Origin of the sequence: Anatilimnocola aggregata, assembly GCF_007747655.1 — a bacterium.
GTDB lineage: Bacteria > Planctomycetota > Planctomycetia > Pirellulales > Pirellulaceae > Anatilimnocola > Anatilimnocola aggregata.
This window is the reverse complement of sequence record NZ_CP036274.1, coordinates 7,250,272-7,270,985: the sequence shown is the minus strand read 5'-3', so window position 1 is coordinate 7,270,985 and position 20,714 is coordinate 7,250,272. Positions and strand designations below refer to the sequence as shown.

The 20,714-nt window shown below is 57.9% G+C and carries 19 protein-coding genes and 1 pseudogene; 9 read left to right on the top strand and 11 right to left on the bottom strand.

Going from position 1 to position 20,714, the window contains the following annotated elements; all coding sequences use genetic code 11:
* Positions 1–123 precede the first annotated feature (123 nt).
* A pseudogene (locus tag ETAA8_RS35455) lies at positions 124–1,302 on the top strand (recombinase family protein); the annotation flags it as partial.
* A gap of 394 nt (positions 1,303–1,696) precedes the next feature.
* Here ETAA8_RS35455 and ETAA8_RS27475 read toward each other — a convergent pair.
* Together ETAA8_RS27475 and ETAA8_RS27470 are read right to left on the bottom strand one after the other, a co-directional pair.
* Positions 1,697–3,067: a YifB family Mg chelatase-like AAA ATPase gene (locus tag ETAA8_RS27475; RefSeq protein WP_238397586.1), complete on the bottom strand. Its 1,371-nt coding sequence runs from the start codon at positions 3,065–3,067 to the stop codon at positions 1,697–1,699.
* Complete coding sequence (locus ETAA8_RS27470) at positions 3,039–3,518, bottom strand: hypothetical protein (protein WP_145096325.1); 480 nt, start codon at positions 3,516–3,518, stop codon at positions 3,039–3,041. Before ETAA8_RS27470 ends, ETAA8_RS27475 begins: the two co-directional genes overlap by 29 nt.
* A 347-nt stretch (positions 3,519–3,865) precedes the next feature.
* Here ETAA8_RS27470 and hpf point away from each other — a divergent pair, with 347 nt between their 5' ends.
* The 5 genes from hpf to ETAA8_RS27445 all read left to right on the top strand — a co-directional run bounded on the left by hpf (position 3,866) and on the right by ETAA8_RS27445 (position 6,534).
* On the top strand, positions 3,866–4,243 hold the full coding sequence (hpf, locus tag ETAA8_RS27465; RefSeq protein WP_238397585.1) for a ribosome hibernation-promoting factor, HPF/YfiA family: 378 nt from the start codon (positions 3,866–3,868) through the stop codon (positions 4,241–4,243).
* Between the two features lie 122 nt (positions 4,244–4,365).
* Positions 4,366–4,842, top strand: coding sequence for a PTS sugar transporter subunit IIA (locus ETAA8_RS27460; RefSeq protein WP_145096322.1), 477 nt, complete (start codon positions 4,366–4,368; stop codon positions 4,840–4,842).
* A 195-nt stretch (positions 4,843–5,037) separates the two neighbouring features.
* Entirely contained in the window at positions 5,038–5,346 is a 309-nt protein-coding gene (locus ETAA8_RS27455; protein ID WP_145096319.1) for an HPr family phosphocarrier protein, read from the top strand.
* Positions 5,347–5,561: 215 nt separating this feature from the next.
* Complete coding sequence (locus tag ETAA8_RS27450) at positions 5,562–5,891, top strand: Flp family type IVb pilin (RefSeq protein ID WP_145096316.1); 330 nt, start codon at positions 5,562–5,564, stop codon at positions 5,889–5,891.
* A 19-nt stretch (positions 5,892–5,910) separates the two neighbouring features.
* Positions 5,911–6,534 carry a hypothetical protein gene (locus ETAA8_RS27445; protein WP_145096313.1) on the top strand — a complete coding sequence of 208 codons (624 nt, stop codon included), beginning with the start codon at positions 5,911–5,913 and terminating at the stop codon, positions 6,532–6,534.
* Here ETAA8_RS27445 and ETAA8_RS27440 read toward each other — a convergent pair.
* The 7 genes from ETAA8_RS27440 to glgX form a co-directional block, all read right to left on the bottom strand.
* Entirely contained in the window at positions 6,531–8,789 is a 2,259-nt protein-coding gene (locus tag ETAA8_RS27440; RefSeq protein ID WP_202921301.1) for a DUF1549 and DUF1553 domain-containing protein, read from the bottom strand. The two genes, ETAA8_RS27445 and ETAA8_RS27440, sit on opposite strands and share 4 nt — an antisense overlap.
* A gap of 124 nt (positions 8,790–8,913) precedes the next feature.
* Complete coding sequence (locus ETAA8_RS27435) at positions 8,914–9,654, bottom strand: prolipoprotein diacylglyceryl transferase (RefSeq protein WP_145096307.1); 741 nt, start codon at positions 9,652–9,654, stop codon at positions 8,914–8,916.
* The gene (locus tag ETAA8_RS27430) at positions 9,654–11,144 is read right to left on the bottom strand and encodes a radical SAM protein (protein ID WP_145096304.1); all 1,491 of its coding nucleotides are present in this window, start codon (positions 11,142–11,144) and stop codon (positions 9,654–9,656) included. Before ETAA8_RS27430 ends, ETAA8_RS27435 begins: the two co-directional genes overlap by 1 nt.
* 22 nt (positions 11,145–11,166) lie before the next feature.
* Positions 11,167–11,661, bottom strand: a complete 495-nt coding sequence (locus ETAA8_RS27425) for a hypothetical protein (protein ID WP_145096301.1) — start codon at positions 11,659–11,661, stop codon at positions 11,167–11,169.
* 36 nt (positions 11,662–11,697) lie between these two features.
* Entirely contained in the window at positions 11,698–12,165 is a 468-nt protein-coding gene (locus ETAA8_RS27420) for a hypothetical protein (protein ID WP_145096298.1), read from the bottom strand.
* Positions 12,162–12,836, bottom strand: coding sequence for a hypothetical protein (locus ETAA8_RS27415; RefSeq protein ID WP_145096294.1), 675 nt, complete (start codon positions 12,834–12,836; stop codon positions 12,162–12,164). The genes ETAA8_RS27420 and ETAA8_RS27415 overlap by 4 nt, the downstream gene beginning before the upstream one ends.
* Positions 12,837–13,066: 230 nt before the next feature.
* Complete coding sequence (gene glgX / locus ETAA8_RS27410; protein WP_145096291.1) at positions 13,067–15,163, bottom strand: glycogen debranching protein GlgX; 2,097 nt, start codon at positions 15,161–15,163, stop codon at positions 13,067–13,069.
* Between the two features lie 326 nt (positions 15,164–15,489).
* Between glgX and ETAA8_RS27405 the strand changes: the two genes are divergently transcribed.
* The 3 genes from ETAA8_RS27405 (at position 15,490) to ETAA8_RS27395 (ending at position 19,186) form a co-directional block, all read left to right on the top strand.
* Positions 15,490–15,864 carry a hypothetical protein gene (locus ETAA8_RS27405; protein WP_145096288.1) on the top strand — a complete coding sequence of 125 codons (375 nt, stop codon included), beginning with the start codon at positions 15,490–15,492 and terminating at the stop codon, positions 15,862–15,864.
* Positions 15,865–15,873: 9 nt separating this feature from the next.
* Positions 15,874–17,775: a cation:proton antiporter gene (locus ETAA8_RS27400; RefSeq protein ID WP_145096285.1), complete on the top strand. Its 1,902-nt coding sequence runs from the start codon at positions 15,874–15,876 to the stop codon at positions 17,773–17,775.
* Positions 17,776–18,043: 268 nt separating this feature from the next.
* The gene (locus ETAA8_RS27395; RefSeq protein WP_145096282.1) at positions 18,044–19,186 is read left to right on the top strand and encodes a TlpA family protein disulfide reductase; all 1,143 of its coding nucleotides are present in this window, start codon (positions 18,044–18,046) and stop codon (positions 19,184–19,186) included.
* 589 nt (positions 19,187–19,775) lie between these two features.
* Here the strand turns inward: ETAA8_RS27395 and ETAA8_RS27390 are convergent.
* Positions 19,776–20,144, bottom strand: coding sequence for a response regulator (locus ETAA8_RS27390; RefSeq protein ID WP_145096279.1), 369 nt, complete (start codon positions 20,142–20,144; stop codon positions 19,776–19,778).
* 52 nt (positions 20,145–20,196) lie between these two features.
* The gene (locus ETAA8_RS27385; protein WP_145096276.1) at positions 20,197–20,688 is read right to left on the bottom strand and encodes a chemotaxis protein CheD; all 492 of its coding nucleotides are present in this window, start codon (positions 20,686–20,688) and stop codon (positions 20,197–20,199) included.
* Between the last annotated feature and the right edge of the window lie 26 nt (positions 20,689–20,714).

Below are 20,714 nucleotides of genomic sequence, written 5' to 3'. Positions count from 1 at the left end.
CCGCTGATTTTCAAATCATTTGCACCAAAATCTTTCCGCTCAAGACTCCAAGCGTGTGGATGTTCTTAAGGGGATTCGGTAATATATATATTACCGAATCTCCACAACAGAGCGAGCGATCCAATGAAACCAAAGCTCATCCCCGCCGTCGCTTACCTCCGCAAATCGACGAAGGGAACACGCGCCGACGGCACCGAGCGCCAAGAGAACTCGTTAGCGCAGCAGCGGAGGGAAATCGAGCAGTTTGCAGCTGCGAACGGCTACATCATCATCCGCTGGTACATCGACGAAGGTGTGAGCGGTTGGAAGCGTGACGGCAAGCGGCCGCAGTTCGATCGCATGCTTCGGGAGGCGAAAGAGCTGGGCGACTTCCGCGTGATCCTCTGCGACGACATCGACCGGTTCAGCCGCGCCGGCGTAATGGACGTCTTCACCGACTTGCTCACGCTGAAAAATGGTGGCGTCGTGGCGCTGCACTGCGTCAAGCAAGGCAAGTACGACTTGGTTGGCGCTGGCCAGAACGACATCGGCCGAGTTCTGAAACTCGTGATCGACATTCACGGCGGAAACGACTTCTCGCGCAAGCTCGGCCGTCGTCTTGCGCTCACGCGCCGGAACAAGGCCAGTGAAGGGAAGCGGTCGGGCGGCAACGCACCGTACGGCTACAACAACGGTGAGAAAAATTCAGGAACGATCGTTCTTGGCGATCCCGCCAAGGTTCAGGTAGTGAAGTCGATCTTCAATCGCTTCGTGTGCGAGTTCCACAGCATGTTGTATATCGCCAACGAATTGAACTCGCAGGGAGTGAAGCCGCCCCGCGGCAAGCACTGGTCGAATCAGACGGTGAAAAACATCCTGCAGAATGAAGTCTACAAGGGGACGTTCACGTACAACCTGAAAAAGACCGGCGAGTTCTTCATCCTCAACAAAGACGGCGAAGTAGTTGAGGCACCAGAGAGAGGCCCGCTACGGCAAGCCTGGAAGCCGACTGAAGACGGCGTCATTCGTCATCACGATGCCCACGAAGCGCTCGTCGATCAAAAGACCTGGCAGGCCGCGCAGGATCGCATTGCAAGCTTTGCAAAGAGCGCGCGGCTTCGCACGCGAGAAACACCTTTCGTGCTGACCGGCGTGCTTGTGTGCGATCACTGTGGCAACCGGATGTACGGCGTCGACGTGAAGAAGAAGTACAACGGAAAAGTGTTCCGGCACACCGAGTACCGCTGCGAGGGCCGAACACGATTCGGAGCCAGTGTGTGTGGCAATCACACGATTCGCGAAGAGAAAATCCTTCCGTTTCTCATGGAGCGAATGAAGGCCGAGATTGACGAAGCTCAAGCCGAGCTGATCCGACCGAAGCCCGAGCGATTTTTTAGCGATGAGCCAGTTGATAACACCGTCTCAGAACTGGAACAGAGTCTGCGCGTACTCGGTGAAAAAATCCGAATCGGGAAAGAGGGCCTTTTGCTGGAAGTCAAACACGCGCGGCTTCGCAACGAACTCAGCGACACTGTGAATGAGTGGCTCACTGAATACGACGCGCTCGAAGAGCAACTGTTGCACGCCAAGAATGCGAACAAGCCGCTCGATTGGGACAATGCTCCGATCACTGACCAGCTGCTGGTCGAACTGGCGAACTGGCGTAAGTGGTGCGAGGACAGTTTCTCGCACGACCGGCTGGGCACCCGCGAAGTGTTTAGGCAGCTCGGCGCTCAAGTGCGCCTACGTTGGACCTGTGAAAAGAAGCAGTGGGGAAAAGAAATTCGGAATTATTATCAGCTAGCAACTGACTGTAGTTACCGCCTTGGTGAGCAGCAGGCGAGCCTAAATCTTGCCAAGGTACATCAAGCTCCGGTTGAGGGATCGAGCAATTGCAATCGCGGCGTGGATCGTTCTTATAGCCGCACGGGCAAGGGTTGAGTGCCGCCACGAGCATGATCTCGGCGGGGAAGGTGGTGCTATTCATCGCTCGCGAGATAGTGACGGTGCCATCTTCGAGTGGCTGACGCATGACTTCGAGCGTGCGGCGATTGAACTCGGGGAGTTCGTCCAAAAAGAGTACGCCGTTGTGTGCCTGGCTGATTTCGCCCGGTGCCGGTGGGTTGCCGCCGCCAACAAGTCCGGCCTCGCTGATGGTGTGATGCGGCGAACGAAATGGCCGCCGGGCGAGCAGCGGCTGACCCGGCGTGAGCTTACCGAGTGAGCTATAGATGCGAGTGGTTTCGATCGATTCGCTGGCGGTGAGTGAGGGTAGAATTGTCGGCACGCGCTTGGCGAGCATCGTTTTGCCCGATCCGGGCGGGCCGATCATCAATAGATTATGAGATCCGGCAGCAGCCACCACGACGGCCCGCTTGGCCATTTCCTGGCCACGGACATCGGCAAAGTCATCATCGTAGCGGCCCAATTCGTCGAACAGTTCTCCCACGCGCGATGGGACCGGAGCGATATCGACGACGCCACTTAAGTAACCGACGGCTTGCGTCAAACTGGTGACGGGGATGACTTCGATCTGTTCCACAACGGCCGCTTCGGCCGCGTTCTCGGCGGGCAAGATCAAGCCGCGCAGCCCCCGCTGTTTGGCAGTGGCCATTGCCATGGAGAGCGCGCCCTTCACTGGGCGAGTGGTGCCTTCGAGCGACAACTCGCCCACGACGGCATATTGCTCTAGCAGTTCCGATTGCAGCTGTCCGCTGCCGGCAAGAATGCCGAGCGTGATGGGGAGGTCGAACGAGGCAGCCGACTTTGCGAGCTCGGCGGGGGCCAAATTGATCACGACGCGATCGTTGGGCCGCAGGAAGCCGCTGTTGGCAATGGCGCGGTCAATGCGATGCTGACTTTCTTTGACGGCCGCTTCAGGCAGTCCGACCAGAATCGTCTTCGGCAGCGCACCGGGCGATACGTCGACTTCTACTTCGACCGGGACCGCATCGATGCCGAGGAGCGAGAAGGTTTGCAGCTTTGCGAGCATGGCAGGTTCGCAAGTGGTGAAAGTCAAGTGCGGCGTGCGACCGGTAAAGCGAACCCGTGTGAACGACTTACGTGCGCGTGGCAAACTGCTCGACATATTCGAGCACCCAGGCATCGATCAGCGTGCGAAATTTATCGATGTCGACTTCTTCCAACCGTTCGAAGTAGTTGCGATTGAAGACCTCGCGGTTGCGAATTGTCCCTTTCGCGGCCAGATCGAGTACGTGCAGGCTTGAGTAAGGACGGACGGTCACTTCCAGCCGGCTATAGGTGCTGGAGCGGCTGACGCCGGTTTGAAAATCGTCTCGAAAGCAAGCACCACCCCAACCGCGATCGCCGAACATCGTTTCGTAGTTGAAGCCGGGGAAGAAATTTGGCAGGCGGCGAACGCAGTCTTCGATGTAATCGGAAAGTGCCAGCCGATGTTGCGAGTGCAAACGACGGAATTCTTCCTCCGTCATCTGCTTGGCTTTAGCTTCGCGCGCGGTATCTTCCCCGCGGCGTTGGCCCCGTTCAATTGCCTGGCGTAAGCGGTCGTCGAAAGTCATGGTGATATTGTGGCGGTGAGCCGCGGTGGAGGCTAGTGGCGCTGAGCGAAGTTTGCAGAAGGAAGCTGTGGGAATGATAAGCAAAAACCGGCGAGACATTTTGCGCGGCAGCCAATATGGATGGATTCTCCCGGTTGTGACAATTGCCGGTTGTGGGCCTAGAACAGACCGATCCGGGACGGATGACTGCCGGCTCTGGCTCTAGCCTGCCAGCCAGAAGGAGAGGTACATTAACCGTGGGTGCCTCTGGCCTTACGGCTGGGCGCAATCCTGCCCTGGATGGTGGGGGGCGGTTTCCCTGCCCTGTTGCTGCGGACAGCAGAAGCTACACTAGAGGGCTTCCCTTTATGCCTATGGAGACATCTTCGGTGCAGATCAACATCTCGGCACGTCATGGCCACCTGAGTACTGGCACCCAGGAGAAGATTTCGGATAAGGTTGAATCCATCCGCCGACTCTTCGACCGCATCACGGCGATTCAAGTCGTGGTCGATCTGGAGCATCGGGACGAGCCTAGCGTCGAAATCAAAATCCTCGCCGAGCATCACGATGAGTTCGTGGCTACCGTGAAGGCCGAAAATGTGCTGACCGCACTCGATGGAGTGATCGACAAGGTCGAAGCTCAGGTGCGCAAGTTCAAAGAACGACTGAAGGATCACAAGGCCACGGGTCACAAGCACCTGGAAGCTCCGTTGCCCGAAATCGCTGAAGATGAGGCCGAATAGGCCTAGGACCAAAAGCGAACGTAGAACAAACAAATAATTGCCCCTTGGAATACCTGCTCTGTGGACTAAGACCACCGCACTCGCTGGCGTGGCTGGACCCCATCCTTGCAAGGAAACTGGTTATGAAGTTCAGTGATTTTGTTCAGACCGATGCGATCAAAGCGAGCGTAACGGCCACCGCCAAACCCGACGTAATTCGCGAACTGGTCGAGTCGCTCGCTGCGGCAGGCGCGATCAAGGCCGGCGATCAAGAAGGCATCATCGCAGCGATTCTTAAGCGCGAAGAGCTCGGCAGCACCGGGATTGGCCGCGGCGTCGCCGTTCCTCACACCAAGCACCCCAGTGTCGAAAAGCTGGTGGGTACCGTCGGCGTGAGCCACGAAGGTGTCGACTTCAATAGCTTGGATGGCGACAAGGTCCACCTGTTCTTTCTGCTCGTCTCTCCCCCCGATCGCCCCGGCGACCATTTGCGAGCACTCGAGAACATCTCGCGCCAGTTGCGCGACGACACCTTCTGTCGGTTCCTCAAGCAGGCCCAGTCGGTGCAAGACATTCGTCAACTGCTGGACGAAGCCGATCACAATCAGTTCTCCACCTAAGGCATTTGCGGCCGAAGCTGGTTTTCGCTGGCGATTGTGGCGGGCTCGCCAGCTGCAGTTATTGGCGGCGGGTGAATGGATGTTCGCCCCGTGTGTTGATTCTCGTTAGCGGCAGGTCTTATCTCTTCGTTGTTTCGTGCCTGCCCCGTTCGTGGTTTGAGTTGGTTCCTTTTCCCCAGTTCGGCGTCGTGCGCTATGTCTGAAACGTCTGCCCAGCGAACGGTGGTTGTCGCAAATACGCAGGGCTTTCACGCCCGGCCAGCGCATCTGTTCGTTAAGTTGGCAATGTCCTACAAGTGCAAAGTGCAGATTCGCAAGGGGAACCAGGTCATCGACGGCAAGAGCATTCTCGATCTGCTCACCCTCGGTGCCGGCAACGGCACACAGTTGCAATTGCAGGCCACTGGAGCCGATGCCGAAGAAGCTGTCGAAGCCTTGGCGCAACTGGTCGAAGGTGGCTTTGGCGAGTTAAACGAAAATGGCCATGAGCCAGCCGCCAACTAGTTTTGTCGGCAAGCGTACCGAGCTGCACTGCGACAATTTGTCGAGACTTCCTGGCACTTTGACGTAATCGGCAGAAGTGTCCGTCGATTGATTTTTTCAGGTCCTGGACGACCACTTCTGGGCGTCGTCCCCAATCTTGCCCTACCGCAGAAACCTACGGTCTGAAGTCGGGACAACTCGGTCCCGTGTCTCGTTTGTTTTGTGGAGGGATTGAAATGAAACTGAAAGCAACGCTTCGACGGGGAGCAACTGCAGTGCAAGTTGCCGTGGTACTCGGCGCGGTCACCCTGGTAGTGATCGGCAGCATTAGCCAACTCGGTTCGGCCAGCAAATCGCAGATGACGCAAGTCGCGTCGAACGTCGGCAATCCGAGCAGTCTGGTGGGCAGCTTCGGCAGTGCCAGCGGCTCATCGTCGGGCAGCAGCGGTTCGGGCGACTCGAGCGGTTCGTCCGGCAGCTCATCGTCGGGGGGCAGTTCGTCCGGCGAATCCACCGATTCCGGCAGTTCGGGTGGCAGTTCCGGCGGTAGTTCGGTTTGTCCGTAGGTTTGGGAAACGCCTGCCAATGCAAACCGCATCTCCACCTTTGCGATCATCGCCTGCCACGATGACGCAAACGAATGTAGACAGCGACTCTCAACGCCTCCGCGCACTTGGGCTGGCAGCGATTGCGTTCTTTCTAATCCATGCGCTCTATCAACAGCTGCATGGTCGACTCGAAAACCTGCTCTGGGCCTGTCACCTGGCCGATCTGGCAGTTGGCCTTGGTCTGGTGCTTGCTTCGCGAGCCATCACGGCGACGGGGCTCGTCATGCTCGGCTTTGGCGTGCCGATGTGGCTCGTCGGCCTCGCGACCGGCGGCGAGTTCTACCCGACATCGATCCTGACTCACCTGGGCGGAACTACAGTGGGCATCCTGGGCTTGAGACGGCTGGGGGGATTGCAGGGCGATTGGTGGAAGGCCTACCTCGCGATTCTGCTGCTGATTGTTCTTTCGCGCTGTCTCACACCGGCGGCGATGAACGTGAACTTTGCGTTTCGCACTTGGGGTTTCGCGCGTGAATGGATTCCCTCGCTGGAGATTCATCTTCTCAGCTTGCTGGCAGTTTGGGCAGCCGGGCTATTTGCAGCCGAAAGCGTGCTGCGTTTGCTGGTCAGACACAACCGGCAGCTTGCTAATTGCGCTTAGTGCCGGAAGACGAACTCTTTGCTATTCAGCAAAGCCCAGGCAAGATCTTGCAGTCCGTTGAGGCGTTTCTCGTGCTGAGTAAGAAGTTCCATGGCGGCTTCGAGTTCGGCCGACGTAGGCTGCCGCAGGAGTGCGACGAAGTACAACTCGGCCACGACTTGCTCGTTGCTACGATCGGAAGCCGCGAGCTTGGCCAGGCGGTTTTCGTCTTGGGAGAGTAGCGCATCGAGTCCCGCATCGCCCAGCAGTACGAACGCCTGCTTGAGCGTGGTTTCGCCCGAGCGTTCGCATTCGCAAGCGAGCAGCCGGTCTGGCTTGCCGAAGGTCTTGAGAAAACGGTCGGCCGTGGTTGGCGGCTTCTCGCGCGAACGCACTCGCTCAACACCGCGAATTTGACCCGCGCGAGTTCCCAGGGGATAGCCCGCGTACTCAATGGGCATGTCTAGCACCTGGCACCAGGCATCGAGCAGCTTTTCGGCCGATAGTCGCTGCGGTACCGTGCGCGAGAAGTTTCGTACGTCCTGCCCGTTGCTCAAATTGGGCGAACTGGCCAGCTGATAAATCTGGCTGCTCATGATCTGCCGAATCAAGGAGCGAAGATCGTAGTCGGCCGCGATCAGGTCGCTCGCCAACTGATCGAGCAGTTGAGGGTGAACGGCGGGGTTAGTGGCCCGGAAATCGTCGATCGGTTCCACCAGACCGCGACCGAGCAAGTGATACCACACCAGATTGGCCTGATTCTCAGCAAATCGCTTGTTGTCTGCCGATGTCAGCCATTCGCCCAAGGCATCGAGCCGTTCGCTCTTCGTGTCGACAGGTTTCTTTGCGCCTAGTAGTTGCGGCCGTGCGTCTTTGCCGGTGCGAGCATTTTTCACTTCCCCTTCACTCTTAATTTTGACGATCTGCTGGCCAATGAATTCGTTCTTGTCGAATTTGTCCTTGCGCTTGTTATCGGGAATTTCATAGTCGATCCGCGCGAAGACGCCGGCCCAGTTGTAGTAGTCGTCCTGAGTCCAGGTGTCGTACGGATGATTGTGGCAGCGGGCACATTGCAGTCGCACGCCGAGAAACAACCTCGCGGTGGTCTCGCCGCGGACAAACGGATCTCGCATCGCCCGGTAATAGTTAGCGGGCGGATTCTCGTACGTGCCACCGTCGGCGGTCACCAGTTCCTGCACCAAGTCACTCAGGGGCAGGCCGTGCGCAAACGACTTGCGGAGCCACTCGTAAAACAGATCGACTCCCTTGATATCGAGCACTTTTTCTTCGTTGCGCAACAAGTCGGACCACTTGAGCGCCCATTGCTCGGCAAATTCGGGCCGCGTTAGCAACCGGTCAATCAACTGCTCGCGCTTGTCGGGGGACTGATCGGCGAGAAATACCTGACCCTCTGCTGGGGTTGGCAAAATGCCGAGCAAATCGAGATATGCACGGCGCAAATACGTTGCGTCATCGCAGGGTTGCGACGGTGCAAGTTGCAGCGTCTTGAGTCGGGCGAAGACATGCTCGTCGATGCGGTTTTCTGGCAACGGAGCTTGCCAGGTGATGGCGGGAGACGAAGGAAGAAACGCAATGCGAACCGGGGTTTGCAGATTCAGATAGCGAACGAGGATTGTCGTCTCGCCGAGCGATAACCGTTGCACGAGTCCGTCGCTATTTACTTCTGCCAGGTTGTCGGTCAGTTCATACACGGCCAGATTTCGGACATCGCGGCGTTTGCCATCGGCAAAGACAGCGGTGACTTCAAGCTGTAGCTTCTCTTGCGGCGCAACTACGACCGTTTCGCTGGGCTCGACTTCCAACTTTACCAGCTTCGCCTCTTTGGACTTTGGTCCGGGCGCACCGGCGGCAATCCAATCGTGAATCACCTGGTATTCGTGCGAGTGCGAGCTGAAACGCAGGCCCCCCTGATGCACCACTTGCCCGGCTGGCTTTTGCAACAGCAGGCTTACGGCCGGATCGTGCAGGTTGACGCGGCGCTGTTCGAGTTCGCGCACCAGCGTGCGGTGATCGAGCGCGGGATCTTCGCCTCGCAACGATAGCTTGAGGCCACCCTTGCCGTTTAGATTGCCGTGGCAAGCTCCCATGTTGCAACCCGACCGCGAGAGGACCGCCATCACGTCGCGATTGAACGACGGGGCTACGTTCACCTGGCCTTCCGTTGCCTGAGCGGGTGACGCCATGCCCACCAAAGCCGCCGCAATTTTCAGCATCACAATCGCAGCGATTGGCAGCTGACGGCAGCAGTTATTCATCGCTGACAACAGGGCATCCATTGGCTGGCCGTGCGGAGGTGGGAAGGGAAAGGAAGGTGAGTAACTTTAGCCCATTCAGTATCGGTGAGTTCGCTGGCGATTGCAATTCAATTGGTCGTACTCTTCACGCTCCATGCGGCGGCTTTTCGGTCACATTCGATAGCACATTCTCTTTGCGCACTTGCCAATCCGTCTGCACCCACAGGCCGATGAAGATCGGAAAGAGGGCCAGCGCGATCCATTGATAAGCCGAGAGGCCGTAGAACTCGGGTTCGGGGCGAATGAACTCGGTGACAAAACGGAAGACGAGATAGCTGAGGATATAGAGCTTGATGAGTTGATAGCGAAACCAACCTCGCGAATGAAAATACCAGAGGAGCGCCGCAGCCGTGATGTGAAACGCGAACTCGTAGAGCTGCGTGGGATGGCGCGGCAGGGGGCCTTGCGCAGTGAAGACCACGCCCCAGGGCAAGGTCGTTGGCGTGCCAAAACAGCAACCCCCAATGAAACAAGCCAGGCGACCAAGGGCGACGGCCACGGCCACCGGCACCGCGTACGAGTCGCCGGTGCGCTGGCGGATTTCGAGCGACCACTTGGCGACTTCCACGCCCAGGTAGCCGCCAACGACGCCGAACATGATGGTCTTGCCGTCGCCAAGCCAGGGATTCGCGACGTTCGTATTCGCCCAATCGTACAGGGCGAACGGCAGCTTGGCTCCGAGGAATGCGCCGCAGAAGGCACCGAAGCCAATGCCCAGTTTTTGCCACCACAGGAGTGACAGGCCCGACTGCCAACGGCGCAGCAGGATTGCCCCAACCAAGAGTGACAGCAACATCATCGCTGAATAGGCCAGGTTCGGTGGCATCAGGGGGTACGCACCAGTTGCTGAATCGTGAGAGGCGGCAGCGCCACGTGCCCGGGACGATAGAGGACGTTGTAGGCACAGAACGGAATCACGTGGCCGCTCGGCAGCACATGATGCGTGCAGCACTTCATCACGCGGCGGACATCAAAATTGTAGGCATCCAGAAACGAAGTGATCGTGATGCGAAACAAATCGCGGGCTCCCATTTGTTCATTCAGCACGCGACCAAAAAACTCCAGCGCGGCTGGCGACAGGTTTTTCAGCATGTCGGCATCAAGTTGAGGCTCGGGTGAACTGCCGAACATCGGCAGGCCACTAGTCCTTTCTTCTGTCGCCGGAGCACAACCTCCCGCGCAGCACGATTGGCGCGACAAATACTGCATTGCCAGTTCGCGCGACTTGGCCCGCGTAAAGCTAATTCCGTTGGCCAGCAGGTCGTAATTCTGCTTCACGTCGAAAAAGCGATTCACGGGAATATTGCCGGCCGATTCCGAGCGGAAAATCATCGCCAGGCTATGACAATTGGGATGCGCGCACGGCAGGGGCATGAAATCGTTGGGCTGCAATAGTCCGCCGGTTTGTTCGCTGAGTTCTTCAATAACTTGGGGGAACGTGATCCGTCGCTCAATCTCGGCAGGCAGGTAATAGCGGCCGGAATAAGTTGCGGGCTGCAGGTTCAAGCCCGTGATCCACGGATGGGCTAATGCGAACTCGACAATCGGTCCCCACTGGTCGTCGTTCACACCCGCTTGCAACGTGGCGGCCAGCGTGATGTGCAGATCGTGCTCGCCGAGGATCTCTACCGCGCGCAATTTCAGGGCGAGGAGCGGTTCGCCGCGCAATTGTTCGTACACGCTGTCGTTCAAGCCGTCGAACTGCAAAAAGATCTCCAGCCGGTCGCGATGCTCCGCCAAACGCTTGACGAGTTCCGGATCGCTGGCCAGACGAATGCCGTTGGTGTTGATCTGCACATAATCGATTGGTTGAGCGAGTGCGTATTCGACAATGCGCTCGAACTCGGGATGAACGGTGGGTTCACCACCCGAGAGTTGCAAGACCTCGGCGCGACCTTCGACTTGCACTAAGCGGTCGATGGCTGCAGTCACTTGCGCAAACGAGAGGTGCTTGCCTCCCGGAGCACTACTGGCGTAGCACATCGGGCAAGTGAGATTGCAATTGCCGGTGATTTCGACGAGGCCGACACACGTGTGCTGTTCGTGTTCGGTGCACAGTCCGCAATCGAAGGGACAGCCCTTATCGGGTTCGACGCCGACCACCTCGGGCAACTTTGCCGGCACACTGAATTCGTGCCGATCGTAATAGGCGACATCGCTGCAAACGAAGTCCTCGCGCAGTCCATGCGTGGGACAGGTTTTGCGAAAGTAGACGCGCTTTCCGCGGGTGATGATCTTCGTTGGCACCAGTCCCAGGCATTCGGGACAAAGGCTTTGCGTGGTGCCGAGAAAGGTGTAATCGCGATGAGCAGGCATGAGCGAGTCAGTCAGTTAAGAGTTAGTTTCCGCCAATCAGACGAAAGCACAGGACGACCAAAGCGATGATGGCCACGACAATCAGGATGGCACCAATCGCCAGAATTATGACGACAGTTGCCAAAAACGTGGCCAGCACCGCGACCACGCGGGCGAGGAGCGAATTGCTGGAATGTGGCGACTCGCGATAAGTGAGGATCGACACGGCCACAGCCACCATCGCCGGGGTGACCACAATCAAATAAAGCACACCGAGGATTGGTTCATAAACATACGTACCAATTCCGACCAAGGTCGCCATGACAAACGCCGCAATGGCAATTAGCCATTGCTGCTGTCGCCGATTGGCGGTGGGTGCGAATGGCGAGGTTCCTTCACTCGCGAACTTTGCCGCACTCAGCAGTCGAGGTTCGGTCACGTGTGCATTGCACAGCCAGCAAGTTCCCACGCCGTCGATTTCGGCGCCACATTCGGGGCACTGTAATAGGGGCTTGGTGGAGAATTGGGGTTGGTTCATGGGCGTCGTTCCGGGCGACACTCTGCTCGCGACGCGTTACATCATACTGGTGCAGATAATGAACAGGGCTCCCACGGCGACTGTCACACAAACCACGATCATCCCCAGCGTGAGGCCGATGGCCATAACGACTTTAGCAATTACGTTCATCGCACCGGGTGCGGCACGCTGGGCCGGATTGAACTGGCAGGCCACGACCGCCATGGAGACAAGGGCCGGAAGGACGACAATCCAGAACAGGATGCCGAACGACGTATCGCTATTTAGCAGCCCGAGGCCGATTAGGGCGACCATCAAGAACGCGGCGATCGACAGCCCCTTGAGCGTGTAATACACGCTGTTGTTTTGCGGTGCTGCGGGGGATTGATAAGCAATCGGCGGAGGTTGCACGCCTTGCAGGTTTGCGTTGCGACGGTGGCAGAGCCAACAATCGCCGAATCCTTGTACTTCGGCACCACACTCTGGGCAGTGTGGCGCTTGGTGGACTGGAAGAGCATTGCTCATTTCGCCACTCCCACCGCTTGGCGCTCGGCATATGCGACCGCCAGGCTGCGCTGTTGGCGAACGACCTGCCCAATCACGATGCCCGTGATTGCCAGACAGGCGAGCATCATCAGTTGATTCACGATCGGTGTGGCATGTTCGGCATCGAACCACACCGGATCGGCCTCCGCCACGAGCGTCAAGTAGCCGAGCAGGCAGGCGATGGTGGTGTACCACGTCATTCCGACGCTCGCGCGGAGCGCTGCCAGGGCCAGAATGAGATAGTAAACATTCGTCACCGGCGAGGAAGGTCCGCCTGCGAGCATGGCCAGGATGGTGAGGAGCGCCACATCGAACGTGGTGACCACATACTTCAAGATTGCCGGGAAGATGCGCCGCTGCAGACACAAAAGCACTGCTAGCGCGATCAGCGACCAGGCGACGGCGATGAAAGTTACCTGGCGATGGAACTCCAGCGAGGTGCCATGCGCTGTCCCCGGCCGCTGAATGAGTTGAATTGCATAAAACACGATAATCGCGAGGACTCGCAACATGTTCGCCCGCGCTTCGCCGGAGAACTCTTGCCACCGCGAGACGATGAACCAATGACGGTCAGAGCTGGCAATATTGGGCTGCACGTTTGGGTCGCCGAGGATTGGGGCAGCTAGAAGTGAATGCCAAAGTGTAAGCATTCCTATTGCAAATGAGAACTATCAAGCAGGCTCATCGATCAACAAAAAAAGCCCTCTCGGCCGGAGAGGGCTTTTGGTGTGCGGAGGCAGATCGCACGCGGGAGTTGATTCGAGCGAGGAGTGCTGGCGCGAGTGGGGGCGACGAACCCAAACTCGCGGTGGTGACTGCTGCTCGACGGGCCGGGATCTAGCTACAAGTGGCTATCCTCCCAGCGGTGACAATCAGCGGCTTAGGGGAGCCGCGGTGGGTCTTCTGCAACGAAGACGCAGGTGGAACGATACGACAGCGTAAGTCTCCGCGATCGAGGAGGTGGAGGACCATCGAAGTCGGGGTAGATGTCATAGGGAGTGGCTGCGGCAGTGTCGATGAACAGCCGCCACTTGGTTCCCTTCGCGACCGGCGGCAGGATGAACTCCCGCGGTTCGCTGGTGGCGTTGATCAGGATGAGGACATCGCGAGCTTCGGGATGTTTCTCGACCAGGTCTTCCGCCTTGAGCAGGCAGATGAGCGTGTTGTCTTCACCATGCCAATCGACAGCTGTTCCGAGGGCGCTGTACCAGCTGACGTCAGGGAGCGCTCCGTCGACCGGCGCCTGGCCGGAGAGGAACGTCTCGCGACGTACAGTCGGTTGCACGCGCCGGAACTTGATCAACCCTTGCGAGAACCGTAGCAGGTCCTTATGTTGGTTGACCTTGCTCCAGTCGAACCAGCTGATGTTGTTGTCCTGGCAATAGGCGTTGTTATTCCCCCGCTGCGTGCGGCGGCATTCATCACCCATCACCAGCATCGGCACGCCTTGGCTCATCAGCAGGGTGCTGAGGAAATTCTTGATCTGCCGAACTCGCAGATTTTCGATTTCCGGCCGGGTCGTAGGCCCTTCGACACCGTAGTTGTCGCTGTAGTTATTGTTATCGCCGTCGCGATTTCCTTCACCATTCGCTTCGTTGTGTTTGTCGCGATAGCTCACCATGTCGTTCATGGTGAAACCGTCGTGCGAAGTAATGAAGTTGATGCTCGCATGCGGGGCACGTCCCGAGTGACCGTACAAGTCGCTCGAACCGGCCAGTCGCGTGACGAACGAACCGAGCACGCCTTTGTCGCCGCGCCAAAAGCGGCGAACATCGTCGCGATAGCGACCGTTCCACTCTGCCCAGCGCAGATCGCCGAACGAACCAACTTGATAGGCACCGGCCGCGTCCCACGCTTCGGCAATGATCTTGGTATCCGCGAGGAGCGGATCTTCGGAGATTGCCTCAACGAGTGGCGGATTGGGAACCAGGTGCCCGTTCCGGTCGCGGCTGAGGATCGACGCCAGATCGAAGCGGAAGCCATCGATGTGGTAGTTGTGAACCCAATGCCGCAGGCAGTGGAAAATCATCTCTCGGACGACGGGATGATTCCCGTTCACGGTGTTACCGCAACCCGAGTAGTTCATGTAATGGCTGCCGCCATTAGCGAGCATGTAGTAAGTCTTGTTCTCCAGGCCTTTGAAGCTGAGCGTGGGGCCCATTTCATTGCCTTCGGCCGTGTGATTGAACACGACATCGAGAATCACTTCCATGCCAGCTGCATGCAGGGCCTTCACCATCTGCTTGAACTCGGCGACCTGGCCGCCGGGCTCGGTGTTGTGGGCATAGCCTCGATGGGGCGAGAAGAACGCCATCGAGTCATAGCCCCAGTAATTTTCTCGTTCCTGCTTTTGCCCATAAATGCCCCCGATGGGAAACTCATGGATCGGCATCAACTCGACGGCTGTGATGCCGAGCGATTTGAGGTACGGAATCTTTTCGATCAGGCCAGCATAAGTGCCCGGCTTCTTCACCTGGCTGCTCGGGTCTTTGGTGAACCCGGCCACGTGCGTTTCGTAAATGATCGTTTCGCTGATCGGACGGCGCAGGTGGCGATCTCCTTCCCAATCGAAGAAGTCGTCGACAACCACGCACTTGGGTGGTCGCACGATGCCGTCTTCACTCAGTTGGAAATTGCCCGCGAGAGCCTTGGCATAGGGATCGATCAGCCGAGCGCGCCCGTTAAAGCGATGCCCTTGCGACGGATCGAAAGGTCCGTCGGCTTGGAAGTGATAGAGCTGGCCAGCGCTCAGACCTGGAACAAAAATGCTCCAGATATCGCCCCAGCGGTCGGTGTCCCGTTCGAAGTCGATGATTTCGGTTGGTTCCCGATCGTCGACTCCGTCGTACAACAACAACCGCATGGCTTGCGCGCTGCGGCTATAGACGACGAACTGCACGCCATTCTCATGAAGAATGGCGCCGTACGGCATCATGTAGGTAAACTGAAGTTTTGGGTGAACGTGTCGCATGAGCATTGGGTGGGGCCTCGTGCTACTCAGGTGGGTGCGACTGCCTGCTGTATCCGGTTGGCCCCAAGTCGTGGTCCCGCGGAGAGGTGCGGGTGAAACCAATGACTTGAAAGCCTAGCAGGCCACTACGCCCAAAACGTAGCATCCCCTGAAGCACGAGGCGGCTCAGACCACCAATATAGCTTGGAAAAAAGACAAGTCGGGCGTCTGTCACGCGGATTGCCGAAAGTTTGGCCGTTCGCTGGACCTGACGCATCTGATAAACGGTACCGCCTGCGGGACTTGTCCTGCGGTAAACCGCGAAGGTGTACCGCTGAACGGAGTCGTAGCGATTGGCTGTTTCAGCCGGACGAGACGCGAATTCTGGTGATCGTTCAGCCTCGCCAGCAGCTGTGAACACGGAGAAGAATAGGCCAGGACTGCGCTCTCAACTGCCGGTACTCGATGCTTTTGCGGAAAAATCTGTTTTTCCTGTTCCTGGTGACGCCGGCGCTGCTCCTCCGTTGCTTTCCACCAAAGCATTGGGTGCCCGTGAAGGGAAAGAATCTGCCGGGACACCGGTTTCCGGCCCAAATGCCACGCCTTGGGATCGCATCGATTTCGGTAATACATCGGTCTGTCGTCGATCTCGTGAGTATTTCAGAAATACGGCCATTTTCGGCCCGATTTACAGGCTCTCGCCGCCCAAAGCGAGGCTCGTTTTGTAAGATGGGCCCATGCACTCGCTCGACACACTTTCGACGTTCGCAACGAGCCTGCTGGCCGCCTCTCCCGCTGCGCATTCCGACCACCTCGAACTCATCATCACGCTGACCAGCGGTCTCGCCGCGGCGCTGTTCATGGGGTACATCACGCATCGCGTGGGGCTCTCGCCGATTGTTGGCTACTTATTAGCTGGCATTGCGGTTGGTCCTTATACCCCCGGCGTCGAAGCCAACGTCGAGCTTGCCCAGCAGATGGCCGAAATCGGCGTCATCCTGCTGATGTTTGGGGTCGGACTCCACTTCCACTTCAAAGAGCTGCTGGCCGTGCGCCGCGTGGCCGTGCCCGGTGCGGTTGGGCAAAGCCTGATTGCTACGGGCTTAGGAGTGGTCGTCGCCTACTTTTTCGGTTGGACTGTATCGTCGGGACTCGTCTTTGGCATGGCGATCTCCGTCGCCAGTACTGTCGTGCTGCTGCGCGTCCTCTCCGATAACAACGACCTGCACACTCCGACCGGTCATATCGCGGTCGGCTGGCTGGTGGTCGAAGACCTGTTTACCGTGCTGGTCCTGGTGCTCATGCCCGTGCTGTTCGGCTCGGCCAATAGTTCCTTGGCCGATATAGGCCTGGCCATCTTGATTGCCGTGATCAAAATCGGGCTGCTCGTCGCCTTCGTGATGTTTGTCGGAGGCAAGGCGATCCCCTGGTTCCTGGCGCGGATTGCGCAAACTCGTTCGCGCGAACTCTTCACACTGACGGTGCTGGTCGTAGCGCTCGGCATCGCGGTGGGGGCTGCCAAAGTTTTTGACGTCTCGATGGCTCTCGGCGCGTTCCTGGCCGGAATGGTCGTCGGTCGCTCCGACTTCAGTTCCCGGGCAGCCAGCGAAGCCCTTCCCATGCGCGATGCGTTTGCCGTGTTGTTCTTTGTTTCCGTCGGTATGCTGTTTGACCCCAATCAGCTGATCACGTCGCCAGGGCTGATTGCCGCTACCTTGGGCATCGTGCTGTTGGGCAAACCGCTGGCCGCCCTGGCAATTGTCATTCTGCTGCGCTATCCGCTACGAATTGGCCTTTCCGTCGCCGTCGCCCTGGCGCAAATCGGCGAATTCTCGTTCATCCTGGCCGGCGTTGGCATGAGCCTGAACGTGTTCACTTCGCAGCAATACAACGCCCTCATTGCTGCCGCCATCGTTTCGATCAGCATTAACCCGATTCTTTACCGATTGACCGATTACCTCGAAGAGCGAGCCAAAAAGTCCCCGCGACTCTGGAAGCTGATCAACGGCAACTCGCACGTCGAATCGACCCAGCAAGCACCGGATGACGAACATCCGGAAAAGCACGATCATGGCCAGGCAGTGGTGATTGGCTACGGGCCCGTTGGTCGCACGCTCTGCCGACTGCTGCAAGAGAATGGCATCGAGCCGACCGTCATCGAAATGAACCTGACGACCGTCCGCCAATTGCGCGAAGATGGCATGCGCGCCGTCTATGGCGACTCAGCCCACAAAGAAACGCAGCTCGAAGCGGGCACCTCGCAGGCCGATGTCTTTATCCTCAGTGCCTCGGGGCTGCGCAATAGTCAGGAAGTGATTCGCCTCGCCCGCGAGTGCAATCCCAAGATTCGCGTTTTCGCCCGGGCTAGTTACCTGCGCGAGATTCCCTCTCTGACCCGCGCCGGTGCCGACGTCGTCTTTACCGGCGAGGGGGAAGTCGCCATGTCGATGACGGAGTTCATCCTGCGGCAAATGGGTGCCGGTCCCGAACAGATCGACCGCGAGCGCGACCGCATCCGCAACGAACTCTTTGGCAGCGCGGCTGTCTTGGAGATCCTGCTCCCCCCCACAGCCAAGCCGATGCCGGAGCAACCAGAGACCTCAGCAGACGAAGCGCTGCCGGCCGATCCCACGACTTAGCTTGCCTTTTACATAGCCTGACGCGTCAGCGAGGGTATTGGCAAGTTAGCTTTCCGCTGCGAAGGACGCTGGAACTTAGGCTGCACTCGTTGGCCATCCGAAGCGACATTAAACTTCAAACGAAATAGCTCCCTCGCTGACGCGTCGGGCTAAGTGGGGATTTGTCCAGGCGGCTCGCCGGCTGCCAGTACCCTTGCCCGCGATGTTGCCCGTGTTCTAGGTTGATAGACATCATCGCTGTAATTCACGACCCACACGGAGGCTGTTCATGTTACGCACACTAGCCATCACGCTCCTTTCTCTTCCTTTGCTGTCGCTCGTGGCAGCAGCTGCCGACGCACCGAAGAAGGAACTGCTCGTCGGCGATCCGGCCCCGCCACTAGCGCTCAAGGAGTTTGTGAAAGGTGAGCCCGTCAAGGAGTTTGCCAAGGGGAAGGTCTATGTGCTCGAGTTTTGGGCCACGTGGTGCGGGCCGTGCATCAAGAGCATTCCGCACGTAACCGAGTTGCAGGCCAGGCACAAAGAGGCGGTGATCATCGGCGTCGATGTGATGGAAGATGCCGACGACGACGTGAAGGAATTCGTCAAGCAAATGGGGAAGAAGATGGAGTATCGCGTCGCCATCGATGCGAAAGATCCCAAGAGTGAAGAAGCCGGCATCATGGCCCGCACCTGGCTCGAAGCCAGCTATCAGGAAGGGATTCCCGCTTCGTTCATTGTGAATGGTGACGGCAAGGTAGCCTGGATCGGGCACCCGATGGAACTCGACGAACCACTGGCCAAGATCATCGCCGGCAAATGGGACCTGGCAGCTGCGACCAAGACATTCAAAGACGAAGTCGAATCGACCAAGGCCTCGAAGGCTCTCGATGAGGCTTTAGAAAAGGCGATGGAATCGGGCAAGCCACAGCAGATTGTGGCTGTCCTCGATACGGCCTTTGCCAAGACGCCGGCGCTCGAAAAGGAACATGGCGCGCTGAAGTTCAATGCCCTGCTCGCTCAGGACGATCAAAAGGAAAAGGCTCTTGCCTACGGCAAAAAGCTGATCGACGAAGTGGCCAAGGACGATCCCAACGCCCTTTACAGCATTGCCAACGCCCTGCTGACCGACGACGAAGACCAACCCATCGACAAAGTGGATGCCGCCAGCGGCAAGCTTGCCTTGCAAGCCACTTCGCAACTGGTGAAATTGCTGGATGGCATTGAAGGAATGCCCGCCGCGAACAAGTCGGTCGCTCTGGAATCGGTTGCGCTCGCTCATTTTGCTTCTGGCAATTTCAAGGAAGCGGTCGCCGCCCAGGAACAGGCGATCAAAATGGCCAAGGGCTCCGAACGCGAGAAAGACGCCTCGCTCGCCGCCACGCTGAAAAAGTATCAGGCTGCCAGTCAGCCCGGCGCGACGAAGAAGTAGTCCGAGCCGGTTACGCTAAGCGAATCGCGCGCCAACAATAGTCGCCGAGAAACTTTTTACCGCGGACCAGACTAGTCAACGACTGCGCATCGAATTTGTTGGTGCGCGTTGGCAATTTGGTAGAACGTGGATGGAACTTGCGCGGTATTTATCGCGCAGTTTGTGGCAAGTGACGCGATGATGAGTTCGCTCAATTATGGAAATTGAATTGGCAAGTTTCCCTCGTTCCGTAAGGATTTACGGCGATTCGGATCGCTACAACTTGCGGCCAGGCAGATAGTTGCGCGATACCGGAAATCTTGCGAGTTCGATTGGATTGTGGAAATTTCCACGTGGCGTTGCAGCCACTGCGCGAAGCTTATTCAGATGGATTGTGGAAATTTCCACGAGGCGTTGCAGCCACTGCGCGAAGCTTATTCAGAATCTACAGGACGGAATAATGGAAATCGATTTACGACGTTTCCATCATGCGGTAAGGACTTAGGGCGTTCCTCTGGAGCGTATATGCTTGGCGGAATTGGCGTTGCGCAATACGGGAAACTTTTCGAAGTGATGGTGGATAGTGGAAATTTCCAATTCCACCAGCGGCCTAGCAAACGCCGGTCACTCGATTGAGCGTGGCCACCAGTTGGCCATGGTCAAACGGTTTCACGACGAAGTCGGCAGCACCCAGTTTGAAGGCTTCCTTTAAGATGGTCTTCTGATCGAGCGCGCTGACGACGACAATCTTGGCGGAGGGATCTTCGCCCAAGATGGAACGCAGGGCATGCAGGCCGTCGAACTCCGGCATGACCAGGTCGAGGGTCATTGCGTCCGGTTTTAATTCGCGGAACTTTTCGAAGGCTTGCTGGCCGTTGCAAGCTTCGCCGACGATTTCCCAACCGGCACGCGAGGCGGTATCTTTGATCATTTCGCGGATGATTATTGCATCGTCGGTAACGAGGAGTCGCTTGGTCATAGTTCAATTCCTGACAGATTCGAGTCGCTGAGTTCTGGTTGTTTCGAGGTGGTTACAGGATGACGACTTCCGCACCGACGACTTCAATGCGATAGACGCCGGTCTGGCAATCGAACGTGACGCGGCGACCCTTGTTGCCGCCGACATGTCGACTCGCGACACGGAGTTTGGCTTTGGTGAGGGCTGCCTCGACAGCAACCAGGTTCGATTCGCCGACCTGCATGGGACCGGCCGGGAGCCCGAACATGTTGGAACCGCCGGCCAGTTTGACGATCAGCGAGTTGTCGCAGATGCCGAGGCTGGCCAGTTGTTGCAACATGTCGGGAATTGCAGTATCAGCAAATTTGCCGGGGAGCGACGCCCGCCCGCTGCTGGCCGGCAACACCACATGCGCGAGCATGGCGTGATGCGTGCGCGGATGATAGATGGCGACTCCGACGCAGGAGCCGAGGACGGTGGTGATCGAGTCGGGCCCACTGGCCAGAACGATCTTTCCCATGCCCGCCTGATGGCAAGTAGAGGGAGCTAAGGTGGCACAAGGCATACAACGTTCTCTTCGTGCAAAGGCCG